Annotated in this window: 10 protein-coding genes and 2 pseudogenes; 2 read left to right on the forward strand and 10 right to left on the reverse strand. The window is 30.9% G+C overall.

Annotated elements, in window-relative coordinates; genetic code table 11:
• Positions 1–275 precede the first annotated feature (275 nt).
• The gene (locus CYK18_RS04895; RefSeq protein WP_101785427.1) at positions 276–2,264 is read right to left on the reverse strand and encodes a hypothetical protein; all 1,989 of its coding nucleotides are present in this window, start codon (positions 2,262–2,264) and stop codon (positions 276–278) included.
• Positions 2,265–2,551: 287 nt separating this feature from the next.
• On the opposite strand from CYK18_RS04895, the pseudogene CYK18_RS11240 reads away from it, so the two are divergent.
• Positions 2,552–2,928, forward strand: a pseudogene (locus tag CYK18_RS11240) (hypothetical protein).
• Positions 2,929–3,246: 318 nt separating this feature from the next.
• On the opposite strand, the gene CYK18_RS04910 reads toward CYK18_RS11240, so the two are convergent.
• The 9 genes and pseudogenes from CYK18_RS04910 to CYK18_RS04955 form a co-directional block, all read right to left on the reverse strand.
• The gene (locus CYK18_RS04910) at positions 3,247–4,182 is read right to left on the reverse strand and encodes a hypothetical protein (RefSeq protein WP_101785429.1); all 936 of its coding nucleotides are present in this window, start codon (positions 4,180–4,182) and stop codon (positions 3,247–3,249) included.
• Between the two features lie 65 nt (positions 4,183–4,247).
• A pseudogene (locus CYK18_RS04915) lies at positions 4,248–4,592 on the reverse strand (helix-turn-helix domain-containing protein).
• A 233-nt stretch (positions 4,593–4,825) separates the two neighbouring features.
• Positions 4,826–6,283, reverse strand: a complete 1,458-nt coding sequence (locus tag CYK18_RS04920; protein WP_101785431.1) for a nucleotidyltransferase — start codon at positions 6,281–6,283, stop codon at positions 4,826–4,828.
• 12 nt (positions 6,284–6,295) lie between these two features.
• Positions 6,296–6,997, reverse strand: coding sequence for an SMODS-associated NUDIX domain-containing protein (locus CYK18_RS04925; protein WP_101785433.1), 702 nt, complete (start codon positions 6,995–6,997; stop codon positions 6,296–6,298).
• 2 nt (positions 6,998–6,999) lie between these two features.
• On the reverse strand, positions 7,000–11,688 hold the full coding sequence (locus tag CYK18_RS04930) for a DEAD/DEAH box helicase (protein WP_101785435.1): 4,689 nt from the start codon (positions 11,686–11,688) through the stop codon (positions 7,000–7,002).
• 362 nt (positions 11,689–12,050) lie between these two features.
• The gene (locus CYK18_RS04935) at positions 12,051–12,245 is read right to left on the reverse strand and encodes a hypothetical protein (RefSeq protein WP_000469565.1); all 195 of its coding nucleotides are present in this window, start codon (positions 12,243–12,245) and stop codon (positions 12,051–12,053) included.
• The gene (locus CYK18_RS04940) at positions 12,226–12,558 is read right to left on the reverse strand and encodes a hypothetical protein (protein WP_001220782.1); all 333 of its coding nucleotides are present in this window, start codon (positions 12,556–12,558) and stop codon (positions 12,226–12,228) included. Before CYK18_RS04940 ends, CYK18_RS04935 begins: the two co-directional genes overlap by 20 nt.
• Positions 12,559–12,917: 359 nt before the next feature.
• Complete coding sequence (locus CYK18_RS04950) at positions 12,918–13,757, reverse strand: phage replisome organizer N-terminal domain-containing protein (RefSeq protein ID WP_001014727.1); 840 nt, start codon at positions 13,755–13,757, stop codon at positions 12,918–12,920.
• Positions 13,758–13,765: 8 nt separating this feature from the next.
• Entirely contained in the window at positions 13,766–14,047 is a 282-nt protein-coding gene (locus CYK18_RS04955; RefSeq protein ID WP_000005472.1) for a hypothetical protein, read from the reverse strand.
• A 147-nt stretch (positions 14,048–14,194) separates the two neighbouring features.
• Between CYK18_RS04955 and CYK18_RS04960 the strand changes: the two genes are divergently transcribed.
• Positions 14,195–14,713 carry a helix-turn-helix domain-containing protein gene (locus CYK18_RS04960; protein ID WP_000181350.1) on the forward strand — a complete coding sequence of 173 codons (519 nt, stop codon included), beginning with the start codon at positions 14,195–14,197 and terminating at the stop codon, positions 14,711–14,713.
• Positions 14,714–14,749 lie beyond the last annotated feature (36 nt).

A 14,749-nucleotide genomic window follows, 5' to 3' on the forward strand; every position in this document is an offset into this window, starting at 1 on the left:
ACGGAACTATAATGAAACAGAGACTAAGCAATCAGGCTTTAAAATCCTAAAAAACGCATAATATCAGGTATTGAAGAAACTTGATATTATGCGTTTTATCATGGAAATATTTCCTTCATTTTCTACTGAAATAGGGTTTGTGCTAGCTTATTTTCTCTATAAAACAATATTGAAAAAGGGAAATATGCATCCTATAATGCATTAATTAATCTCAAATAACAAATCTCTCCTCTCACTATCTATTCTCCATCATTTTACTTCACTTCAATATTCCCTTAAAACAAATTGATATTTTCATTTTCTAAGATCACTTTAATACTGCTTAATTCTTTTTCAATTTTATGTTTATTATCTTCTTTAAAACCATAAAGCAAAGCCAATCTATTGTCATAACTACATAATAGCAATCTGACAACAAAATATCTATCTAAGCTGAAATTACTTCTAGTCCCATCTTCACCAAGCTTCATAAATTCTTCATACAAATTTTCATCAAATGGTTTAAATATTGACTCCCACATCCATTTAATAAATTCTTCAGAAATAAAATGAGACACCATTGAACCTTCACATAACTCACATAAAAATTCTGATTCTCTTAAATCTTCAATGTTTTCTTTCATATATTGTCTATGAATAGATTTTTTCCATATTTTAAATTCTTCAATCTTCATTACTTCTTTATTAGACCGTTCTGAATGGGCTAGACAGAAAATCAATACTAAAATAATATCCTCTAATTTCATAAACATCAAAAGATATTCTATAGCATTATCATCGATCAAATCTTGGCTATATCCTCCACTCAATAAAATATTTTTACTATGATTAACCCGTTCGTTCATGAGATATACTGGCATGTGCTCATCACTCATCATTTTTGAGAATAAATCAATAAAATCGTTATCCTTATACTTCCTATCAATAGTCTTTAAAAAAAGAATTGAAAAAATAGATGAAAAATATTTGCTATTTCCTCCTTCTTTATCAATCTCATTAAAAACATTCAAGAAATCCATTATATCTTTAGGATTTTTCAACTGATTTAAGAAGTTAATATCTTCTACTTTTTCTAGCATTACTAAATATATCCTATAAATACAATAATTTCTTTTTGTATTATCTCGATTTAATTTACTATATGGTCGTGACAATCGAACACTTTTTATATCTCTATTACAGATTTGCCAAAATATATCTTGATAATCTTTACTCCTATAAAAGTCATTTTCTATATCAAGCAATTTCCATAAATCTATTATTGCAAGATTTATAATTTCTGTAGGCATTACCTTTAAACGATTTAAGATACTCCACTTGTGTATATAATACCAGTAAATAATGTCTAGATTTCTTTTAAGTAAAATAGCATGAATAATATACCTTATTTTTTTATTTTCTTCAGTTTCACAATACTTCTTTATTCTTTTTATTAAAATGTCTATTTTTTCTGATTCACAATGAAATGCAAGATTATAGAACTTATGTAATTCTTCTTCATTTGAACTGACATCTGTACCTCTATTTATAATGTAATCAATCCCTCTTTCAATTTTAAATTGTAAGTCATCCTCTAATCCTACTATAGTTTTAAAACTAAAAATGTTATTGAATAGTTTTTTAAAAGACTGTTCAATTTCTGCTCCTATTTTTATTTTTTCATATAAATTAGTAGTTTTATATAAATAACTTTGTGAAAAGGTTTTACTTGATAATGCTACTGACTCTATCAAAAGCGCCGTACAATAAGTTGAAATAACTACAAACGCAGAAAGCCAAATCACTTTGATATATTCGATGTTTTCATTCATACTCTTAAATACTTTATTAAATATTTCGATATTGAATTCTAACTTTGAACAGATAACAATTATTGGAAAACCAGCTATTAGCCAAAATAGAAGGCTAACAGGAAGTTCATTAAATCTTTTTAACCAGAAATTATCATGGAATTTTAATTTTTTAATATTATAACCTAAATAGAAATTATCTTTATTATCTATATCAACTGTCTGTTTCTCTAGAAAATTTGATATAAATATCATTATTGATACTAGACCAGCTGACATCAAAAACATGTCTTTACCAGTTAATTGAATCGAGATATTTCCCATCATTAAGCCTGATAATAACACTATCATCCAAATCGAAATATTTTTTATCGGATGTATTACAATTCCAAGAATAAAGAAAAATAACTTGGAAATTTCTCTTAAACAAAATGATAGCACTACTAATAATTTATAAAATAAAATGCCCTTCATACTTTACTATCCCCCTAAAGAACTATTTATTTGCTACTGATATTAAATGAGTATTCATGAAAAACAAAAACTACTATCTATAAGTCTGAGAAACCAGTACCTTTATTATATCATAACAAACATATGTTATCTGCATTAAATCTACAAACTCATAAAAGTGTAACTATTATACTTAGGTTTCCGAAAAATAATGATTTTCCCGAAAGAAATAGATCAACCTAAAAAATTACTGTCTTACTTATGTAATGTTTCTTTTTTAATATAATATAGAAATAAAAAGTATGTAAATGAAAAGATTTATCACATTACTTTTAGTGTCTCTATCTACAATTTTATTAATTGCATGTTCTAACCAATCAAGCAATTCTTTAGATGGTGAATACCGTTGAATAAACGAGAGTAGAAATGAAGTTGCCTTTACCATTTCAGGTAACAAAGGAAATAGCACAAAGGAGAGGCCGACATCTTTACAATTGATAAAGATAGTGCAACAATCGAACTGACTGGCTCTAATATCATAAACCGAAAAGAGAATTATACCTTCAAGGATGACGTATTCACTGTAGATATTTCAGGAACAAAGCAGGAGTATTACAAAAAGGATTGTGAAGAAATACAGCGACAAGTAAAACCCTCAAACTATTTGATATTCTTTATACAATAAAAACGCTTTTGTACTAACCCCAAAAGTTAGATTTTTTCTGTCTAACTTTTTGGGGTCAGTACGAGGCTGGGACAAAAGTCTAACCTTAAATATAAAAAGCGAACAAAACGAGTTATCTGACATTCATAATTCTGTCTTGTTCGCTTTTTTTGTCTAATCTATCGATTTTAAAAATTTATAATAAAGAATTCCTAAAATCAAAATCTTTTTATCTCAGCCTCTTTTTTGTCTCGCACCTAGCGGAGTGAGACGGACTAATAGTCACATAATAAAAAATTTACTTAAAGTCAGATTTTAAATACTGTAGAATAGTTCTTTCTAAAACTTACTCCCAAATTTTTTTGTAGGTAAATAAAATTCAGCATAAGGTTTCTCTAACACATACAATGATATAAACTGACATGATAAAAAATGAACATAACTAATATTATTTTCTGAAATTTCACAAATTTTCCCGTGTGCTATACTATTTCTAATATCGACTAATTCATGAATTATTCTACTATTAATTTCAAAAAATTTTGTTTTAATCTTCGGATTCAGAAATTCATAATTTCCAGCTATTTTTATTTTTAGTTGATTCCATGCTAGTAATATCCTTGTATAATTTCGACCTTTAAGAAACCTATCTAAAGAGTTTATAAGATCTCCAGATAAATTATCTATAGAATCTATATCTAATTCTGTTGATAGTGAATCAGTTAATAAATTATTTAAAAATGATTGTGTTTGAACTTTACGTTGTTGGTGTTTAGTTTTATAGAATAATCTTTCTCTTTCTATCACTAGTTTAGCAATTATCTCAATTGGTTTGAAACACATCAAAAATTCATCTTCAATATATTCTCTGTATTCATGTTGCAAACCAATACTATACATTCTCATTAAATCTAATATAAGTTGACGTTTTTTTCTATTTTTCTTTCTATTTAAACTATTTTCAATTATTTGCAATTTTGTTAGCCATTGAGACATCTTATCTTGTTGTTTTATCTCTGGTAAAACTCCATTGTATTTTGATATACTTCTTATAACAAGAGGTATATTAGTAAAAAATGACAAAATAGTTAAGCACTCTTCAATGTTTTGCTTTTGATCTGAAATGACTTGCAAATACTTAATTTCCTTAGTATATATGAACTTTAAAGTACATCTCCAAAATTTGAAGCATGCTCCGTTAGGTAAATCAAAGGCCGTTCCCCATGTATCCCATATCTCATCGAACTCATTAAAATCTATTATTGCCGTATACATTAATATAGCTCCTTTATAAAATAAATATGTTATTTCAGTTTAAATATTCTATTAGACGATTACATTTACAGTTTTTTATTTTCTTCCAAAATCTTTTTTCGTTCTTCCATAAACTCAATCAACTCTTTCTTAAATACTTCCTTTTCTTTTCAGTCAATCCTTTTAAGTTCATACGGAAAAGTAATTCAATGTTGTCTAATTCATTTGATTTTTCTTATGAGTTTCCAACTAAATAGTCAACTGTAACATCCAATACTTGTGCAATCTTAACAAGATTTTCCTGTGTTGTTTCTTAATCCACGTTCCCATGAAGCATATACCTGTTGGGAAATATTTAGTTTTCCATCTATTTGAGCTTGTGTTAGTTTTACTTGTTTCCTTAGTGTTTTCAAGCGTTCTGAGAATTCCATATGTGATCTCAAAAAATTATTTTAAATTTTTGTAGAAAATTGTTGACATCCACAACCATAGGTTATTAAATACAATTAAAAACTTTTAGTTATATAAAGATGGATTTCAAGTAATTTTAGATTATCTTTATATCGATTATCAACAAAATCCGACATTTTTTAATTCAAAATTTAGAATTAATTTGATTGAAGGAAGGGAAATATCAAATAAACAACTTACCAGTTAATCTCCATCAATGTGCAAAATCTATTGAAAATTTATCGGTTATAATAATCTCAAACGGAATACTTTTCCCATAACAATTTCCATTCTTGACTAGATATGCTTCAATATAATGCCTCCCAGTGTAAAGGGTATTTTCTTTTCTAACTCTTTTACCTTCTACTAACTCAGAATTATAGAATCCCCCACGTAAAGAATTTGCTAATTCAGCTTCCCTGCCTGTATTTGTCACCTGCCACCAAATTTCATACCCTTGTATACTATTAGCCTGTACTTCAAATTTAAGACTACCACGTTTATTCAGTTTTGTTCCGCTTTCAATCTTTTTCCACCTAAATCCTTTATATAAATAACTTGCCTTTATTGATACATCTTCTATCAAAAACTCTTTCCATTTTGAATTTTGATGATGACTTATAGAATTGACGTTAACAATTGGGAATTGTTCGCCATTACTCTTAAATAAGCTATTCCTTATAAATTTTATTTTATCTAAATAAGATAAATTATAATTTCCTACATTAAAGTCTAATTTAAGTTGTTCCAACCATTTTTCAAATGCTTCAAAATAACTACTATCTTTGTCCCATTTATTAGATAGAATTTCTTCCTTATTTACAGGATTATATACACAAGGTTTCCCATTTCTAAATTCAATAGCATCCTTCAAGTGTTCAATAACATAGTTTATAATATCTAAAAAATCACTATAATTTGTACTGGCACACTGATATTGCTTTGCTACTAATGTAGTGATGATTATAGAGCTTGGTTTATATTCAATATCTTTTTCAAAACAAACCTCAGCACGTCTTTTCAATATTTGAACAATCCTTTGCAAGGGTGTTCTAACTCTATATTCAGGAACTTTTTCAATAGATGCATAAAATCTTTTAGCAACTTCTTTTTGATATGTAGAGAATTTTGAAATATCTCGAAACCACTTAGCGTACTCTTTGGGATTACTTGTTTCCCAATTAGAAGTAATTTTAAAATAGTTTTCATGAGTTTTATCTGTGATTGCTATAAACCCATCATTCTTTTCGTTTAAAGGGACTGACGGCAGTATGTCTATATGAAAATTGCTTTCATCAACATATTTTAATGTCCAACAGCGTTTGCTTTCCTCTGGACCACTGGACATTGACTGGGCCTTAGCGTAACTTTTAACAATTTCCCCAAGATTATTTTTCAATGAATGTTGAGATTGGTCGTTTCTTCTTAACTTTGTAAAGTTACAAACTATATCAATATCAAAAGCTCCATCTTCTGTTAATGGCTTGATTACTGTTCCCAACTTAAACGATCCTTGTAAGTATATATCTGGGCTGTTTTTAATAAGTTCTGAATTTTTGATATAATTAGCAATAGAATTGTACCTATTAGTAGCCATTTCATATTTCGAATACGAAACATCCAATTCTTCAATAATTGATTTAATCTCTTTTGAGATAGTAATATCTGCCAAAGCATCTTCCTCCTAAACGATATACTTCGAAGTTGCAGAAATCTTTTTAGAAAGTCCGTCTTTAGTAAAACAATTTTTTTCTATATCCTCAGCCTCAATTAGACAATAATCATCATTTTCTAATACCTTGTCTAATATTTCTGTAGGTATTTTTGCTTCAAAAATGTCAAATATTTTTAATTCATCCATTTGAAAATAAGTTGAAAACATGATTGGTTCGTTGACAGTTTTTAGATATTCAATTTGTGATTTTTTTATTAGGTTCTCTATAGAAATTCCGGCAGGTTCTAATTCTTCAATAAGCTCTCTAATTGCAGTTACTTCTCTATTTTTTCTCGTATCAAACCATTCAAGGAACTGTACAAGGTGCTTCCCTTTTGTTATTAATCTTAGATCTCCACCTTCATAAAATCGAGACTCGGATTCATCTTTCAACTCTAATTCTTCTTTTAGCCCTTTGAAGGAATCGTGATATTTATAAACACCTCCTATAGGTTGATATTGGTCTATTCTTCTCCCTTTTATCAGCAAATAGCGGCCATTAGTCTGTTTAATTTGAAATAGGTAAGCACAACTCAATCTTATATCTTTATTCCATCGAATAAGAGATTGAGACCATATTTTAATTCTACGTCTATTATTAAATATTGTTGATACAAGAAAAGTAATGACTGCAACAATTAGATTAACAATTAAGTCATGTAATATCTCCAAAACTACTCCTCCACTTCAAATTTAGGTAAGCTATTAATTAAGTCAACCGTTTGTACAGATACATTGATAATTCTCAACAGCAAATTGAAGATATACTTTTCATCATCACTATAATCATTTGGATCATCTGTAATTCCAGATTTTCTATCAGTTTTAACTTGATACTGATCTATTATCCATTCAATAGCTGATCGTCCATTCACAACATACTCATATGCCTTTTCAGGAATATTACTAATGGTGATGTCACTGTTAAATATGATTGCCGATAAATCATTCACCGATTTACCATTTTCATCACGTTTCTTATCGAATCTCATCTTGGTTACTTTGTAGCTCGGATTAACAAGAGGTGTTACGTCTACTTCATTATAAACAGGAATCTCTTCATAGTTAAGATGTAGGTCCATCAAGGCTTTACCAACTTCAACATATCTTTCTTTATTTTTTACAATCGGAATTCTTGCGAGGTCTTTCTTCAAATCGTTAGCATACTTTTCTTGATATTCTTTAGAGTTAAGCACCCCATAGACATAAGCAAAGGTGTCATCCAAGCTTAATCCCAGCTTATCAGCAAACGCTTGATTCATATTATCATTGTTACGGAAGAGTAAAGTTTCATCTACTTCATTATCGTATCTCATTAATCCTTTACCATTACCTAGAGTCTGCTTGTCAAGAATTATATTACTCACTAACACAGAGAATGGTTTTTGAGTACCTCCTCCTGTAATATAAATAGCTAAATTCGATTCTCCCCATTTTGAATAAAATTTCCCAGGATTTTCAACGATATTTCTATCATACATTAACCATTTTTTAGTGAAAGGTCTATACAATTCTTGGGTAATTCTACTTGGATTAAATTCTAGTAACTCTCCATTCGAATATAATCGTAGTAATTTTCTTGACCAATTAGTTTCCATAGGGTTAAAATTTGTAGGTTTGTTATTATTTCCCCCATTGATTTTTACTTCCTCGTTATATTTATCAATAAGTTTTTTTGAATTTTCCAAAATTTTTTCTTTGGAAAAACCAATTACCCAAGTATCTCTATCACTATTTACACCAATTGTACTCAGAATAAATGGAGAATCACTTTGACCAGATATTGATACGTATTTTAGATAATGAGGATCACGTCTATTTATCCAGTCATTATTCTCATCCGGTATAATTTCTTGCCAATCCAATTGTGAAATATCCTCAAAGTCGGTAATAAGAGCTAGTTTCTCTTTTTGAGTCAAATAATCACCAATATCATAATAATGAAGTTCATGGATATCGGAATTATCTTTAACAAGTAAGGAAACTGCAACTGTAGTTCTAGTACCACTACCAAAGACATTTCCACCTTCCTTTTTACGAACATCGCCTTGTCCTAGCGCATTTCCTCTCAAATTAAAAATGAATAGATGATTAAATTCATTATAGAGACTTGCTCTTAGGCCATCAGCACTTTGAGAGTCTATAAAACTTCCGTTGGTAACAAATGCAACTACACCATCTTGTTTTAATCGATTAGTTGCCCATCTTAATGCTTTTACATAGGTGTCATACATACCACCTACCATACTTGCTTTACTTCTTTTTACATAAGAAGATAGAATTGTCCGTTCCAGTTTGGGATAGTTTATATTTTGATTATCATCATTTCCATCTTTTTGTCCAAATGAATATGGTGGATTACCAATAATAGCTGTAATTGGTTTTTCTTGTTGACGTTTTAAGCGTTTGTCATTGGTACCAAAGAAGGAATCATCAAGCGTATCTTCTGTTTCTGTTGATTCAAAAGTATCCGTTAAGACCATCCCTTCAAATGGTGCATATGGTTCATCACCATTAATTTCATCAAATACAGCTTCAATATTAATGGCAGCAATGTAATAGCTTAGAAGAACAATTTCATTAGCATGCAGTTCTTTTGTGTATTTTCTCAGAATATCATCAAAGGTAATTTCACCACTATCCATCAATGATTTCAAGTAATGCAATGTTCTAGTGATAAATGTTCCAGTTCCAGTAAATGGATCCAAAATATGAACATTTTCACTCGCTAAAGTCTTACCAAAGTGCTTTCTCAAGACTACATCAACTGATTTTATAATAAAATCTACTACTTCTACAGGAGTAAAGACAATACCTAATCTTTCCGTGGTTGATTTGAAACCGGTAGAAAAGAACTTATCGTATAAAGTAATAATGATTTTCTGCTTAGCCTGAGCATTGTCAATTCCCTCTGCACGTAGACGAACCGAATCATAAAATGGTTGCAACTCTTTCTGCTCTTTTTCAAAACCAAATTGTGATAGTTCTTCTACAATTTGTTCCATGGCAGAACTGACTGGATTATTCTTAACAAAACTGTATTCTCCAAAAAGTGCATCAAAAATTGGTAAAGTAATTAAGTGTTGCGCCAACATCTCAATCGCTTGACTTTGGTCAATCGATTCATTGATATTGTGTTGTAAGCTATGAAGGAATTTATCAAAAGCAGATTTACTATCAGGATTTTGTTCTAAGATGAACTCAATTCCTTGAATGTGTCGTCTAGCAATATCAGCTACATCTTTTGACCAGTCTTCTAAGTAACGTCTGTCCCCCACTTTTTGAACAATCTTACCATAAATTGCACCTTCGACAGCTTCCCATTCAAGTTCAAGTTCTGTTTGATAAGCAACTATTGGCTCTTTCACATAACTATCATTGAAATTAGGATCGTCTGGTGCACCACCAACCCCAATAACTTGGATATTTTTGGGTTTTTGTTTGTTTAATTCTAGTTTATTAACTGTAGCTTCAAAACGTTCATCTACTGAACGCAGTGCGTTTAACACCTGCCAAATAACATCGTATGTTTTATTGTTATCGAGAATTGTTTCTGGTGTCTCACCTGCTGGAACTACAATTGGTAGAATAATGTAGCCATATTCTTTTCCTTCAAATTTACGGATGATTCGTCCGACAGCCTGAACAATATCTACCTGTGATTTTCGAGGAGACAGGAAGATAATAGCATCAAGATTAGGAACATCAATTCCTTCTGTTAGGAAGCGAACATTTGATAAAATACGAGCTGAATCTTCAGGAATATCATCACTAGCTAACCAATCTAATGCTTCATTTTTTTCAAGGGCGTTCATACTGCCATCTACGTGACGAACATTTACGGAGTAGCCTTCATCACTATTAAGGTATTCATTAACAACATTTTCAAACTGAGTTGATAGCCTTTTACTATCTTCGATAGTCCGAGAAAAGGCTATAGCTCTTTGCATTGGTTCGCCAGAAACTTTATCTGCAAAACTTTCTCGTTTAATCATTCCATTCCAAACACCAATGATACGCCCCACATCATCAATATTCAGACCATTCTCTGAATCAGCAAGAGCTTTTTGCATATCTTTCTGAACCACTGTTTCGTCAACAGCCAAAACCATTAATTTATAATCAGTTAGGATATCTTGACTAATAGCATCTCCAAAACCTAAACGATAGAATACACTACCATATAAATTTTCATCATCCATACTAGAAATAACGCTTGAATTTTCTTCTGCTTTTTTCTTAGACTCAATTCCATATAATTTTGGTGTTGCTGTTTGATAAAGACGTTTTATCCCCTTAACATTTAGATCACTATGTACCTTCGTAAACGATGATGCTTCATCTCCAAAAGCTTTTGCACCAGTGGTACGGTGTGCCTCATCTGCGATAATTAAATCAAACTCTGGAAAACCCTCTTTTTGTGCTTCACCAAGAACATCTATTGACTGATAAGTTCCAAAAACCACTAACAGTTCTTTTTTGGGTCTTGTCATTAATTCTAAGTAGTTTTCAACAACTTTTTTTGACGAGGTTGTTGCTGGATAACCAATATCACTAGCTTTAATTGTTAGATTGGACTCATCTTGCTTGACACTGCCACGACTAGCATTTCTATCACTAGTAACTGCCATAGAAGACATGGTCATTTCTGTATCATTGTTCCACCCTCTCAAGGTTTGCGTAAGTAGTTGAATACTAGGTACTAGATAAAGAATAGTGTATTGTTCCTTAGAGGCATCTCTTGCCATTGCTTCAGCAATTTTTAAACTCGTAAAAGTCTTACCAGTTCCAGGCGCCATTATAAGTTGTCCACGATCATTTTCTGTAAAATGATTCAATGCAGACTGAATTGCACTTTCTTGATAATATCTTAACTTCTTTTTAGCTTTTACAGCTACTACTTCTGGTGATTCAAAAGAAAATTTTGACCAATCAATCTGAGAATTTCTTAAATCTGAAAGCCCAATACGAATAACATCGCTACGATCTGCTAAAGCTTTTTCAGCATTCTTGCCCCATTTATCGGTTGAAGCAACAATAATACCTGATTCGTAATAATCTTTTCCAAGCTCCCCTAAAAAAGAATCAATATTAGATTTTTGAATACTATGATTATAGAATTTTGCCTGAATCGCTACTAATTCACCAGTAAATTTTTCAGCAACTAAGTCTACTCCAAGATCAACTTTAGGTATTCCAAATTCCTCTGGAACATCTGCTAGCATCCATACATTCTTAAATTCATTCTGGTATGTTGGTTCATTTTGAAAATAGGCACGAGCCAAATATTCAAAATATGTCCCTCGATCTCTCTGCGTTTCAGCAAGTTCATTAATCTTATGTACTAAATTATCAAAAGTCATTTTATTCCCTTCTTTTCAAAATTAAAATTTAGATATAATTCATTTATTTGAACAGAACATATTACAGTTACTATCGTATGTTTATTATACCACTTTCTTTCCCTATCTCGTATAATTCCATCAGGGGTTTGGGGATTCCCCAAAATTCAAATCATCCCAAAAAGTACATACACTTTGTGTATACAAATTTTGGGATGATTTTGGGAGTGTGTGTATACAGACTCTGAGCTCGCAAAGTCATAATATGAGAAATCTCTCCCCTTCGATAAAATGATCAAAAAAATCACTTTAGCTGTACTTTGTGTGTACAATTTTTTTAAGAAGATATATAAGAAAACGCTGTTAAATTTAACAGCGCTTTCTTATTTTAAAATTCTCATATGGCTTTCTTTTTTATGGTTAGCATCGTAGTATTCCAGCATCGCATGATACAAACGAGCCTTCGTTTTATCTTGTTGTTTAATCCCATGAAGAAATAATTCTGCTCGCTTTAATTTCAATATGTATTCGCATATCTGATCAAAATCCTTATCCATATTACTTTTGAAAATAAACATCTTTTTCCTCCATCACATCAACTATTTTTTGCATCAAAATAGACATATCCATTTTGTTTTCATAGCTTATTCTCCCAACTACAGTTGCAAGACGGGCTATAGAATTGATATTCTTTCCGACTTGTTCCAACTCTTCTGTTAAAGGAACTAAACCTTCAAAAGAGACTTTTTGGATGTTCAAATCTGTTCGTATTAATTTTTGTCTAGCAAACTCAGAAAAATTACGAATATTTTCCTTCCTCATACAATCATTTAATTTTTTATTTTCTTCTTCCGTCAAAAACACCTGTTTCAACACAGATTTTATTCTCATGGTCCTATCACCTCGTTTTCTTATTTAGTCGTTTTACAAGTTCTTTCACTTGTTTACTTGTCTTCTTTTCATATTCTATCATCAGCTCAACGCAGTAGTGAAATATCCTTACATTATCCAAATCCTCACTTTGTTCTGCTATTCTTTCTAACTGACGTAAGTTATTGATAATTCTTCTAACTTGAAATATAAAGTCATGATAAGATTCAAAATCAAATTGAAGATAAATAGGCGAGCTCTTAAATAACATTTTTCTGGCATAAGAGGAAAAACTTAGATGATTTGTCATTTCAATCAAGTTATTCACTATTTCATTTTGCTCCTCAGTGATGTAACATTTCTTTAGAACAGTCCTATATCTACTCATTTATCATATACTTCTTTCGGGCATTTTCATGGGCAATAGCTTTGCACTCCAGCATACGTTCCTGCTTTAAATTCTCCATAGACTTAAATAAATACGCCAAAGGAGACGTCGCATCCTCAGGAATCCGTTCAATCATGCTAATGACTTCATCACTAGTTACATACCCACTAGCCAAATACTCGCCTATCTTCATCTTCTGAGCATGTGTTAAAGTGTAATTGTTAGGATACAAAAATCTATCATTGTACTTATAAGAAATGGATTCTAACAAAGAATAATATTTGGGTGGAATATAAGTTTCAGGCTTTCTAGAACTATTATCCAGTATATTCTCAATCTCTTTCTTATTCTTACTCTTGTTCTTAATCTCTTGCGTTACATTATCATTTTCATCCGTTACTGTAACGTTACAGTCTAAAACGAGTTGTGGCTCGCCTGTAATTAGTGCTTTTTGTTTTTGTCTATGACGAGCAACACGTTCCCTAGTTTGTTTCCTAATCTTTTCTAGTCCATCTATATTCTGATGTTTCTCCCATTTTGGAATGGTAATAGCGCCATCTATTATTTCTATCATGCCAAATTCTTCAAACATGCTGAGAGCTAATTTTACAGATGTAGCCTTTCGCCTAAACACTGTTGAAAGCATCTCTTCTGTGTAATAAACCTTGTTCCCTAGACTTAATATGCCACTATTATTTTGCTTTCCTGCAAGCACCAGAATTTTAAACCATATTACAATAAGAGTATCTCCTTCTGGCATTGATTCTATTAGCTGAATTTTTTCATCATCAAATATATCTGTTGTTATCTTGATCCACTGAACACCATTCATACGAGTACCTATCTTTCATATTGCTTCAACCATCGTGTTACTGCTCTTTTATCGTATAAAGTCACTCCATCAATCACCATGGTTGGCATTCCTTCTTTCGTCCATTTTTGGATTGTTGTCGTAGATACATCTAACCACCTAGACAAACCTGACATACGAACCATAGGTTTATAAAGTTCTTTATCTTCAAATACTCTTGCTACAGCATTTGAAATCATCTCATCATAGTGAGCACGTAATTGCTTCTCTAATTCTTTAGGAAGCTGGACAACTAAAGTAGTTTCCGACATAAATTCACACCTCATTTCTAAATTAAATAAGCTCCGAAACCATTTAATTTGTTATTCATTTTGAATTATATATCCTTTTTGAATTTTTGTCAAGCTTTTTTATTCAAAAAGAATAAAATGTGTTATAATGATAAAAAGGAGGTTCTTATGACGAATCATATTACTAAACTGATAGAAAATAGCGGAAAAAAATTGACAGAAATTAGCGAAGCTACAAATATAGCCTATCCTACACTTTCTGGATACAATCAAGGAATCCGCAAACCTAAAAAAGATAATGCTGAAAAATTGGCAAAATACTTTAATGTTTCCGTCGCTTACATTATGGGACTTGATAGCAACCCACACGCTCCATCAAATCTTAAAATTGTTACAGATAGTTTCAAAACATCTAAAATTGGTTCTGTGACACCTTTTAAAAGCGATATGGAGAAGTTAAAGAAGAGCATCGAATTTGGCGAAAGGGCATTAACACTACCACTTGATGATAGTTTTTCAGATGAATTTCGTCATATATTCTCAGAATATCTAGCTGAGAAAAACAAACGTTTTATGTCTGAGTTTATAGATTATATGAATCACCAAAATAAAGATTCTAAAGTTTGGCAGAGCTGGATTAAAACAGACGAATACGCTATCCGCCAAGAAGATAGAAAAAATAGATAGACACTCATTTCTCAATTACATAAGCTCCGAAAACTT

Source organism: Streptococcus mitis (assembly GCF_002860865.1).
Lineage (GTDB): Bacteria > Bacillota > Bacilli > Lactobacillales > Streptococcaceae > Streptococcus > Streptococcus mitis_AT.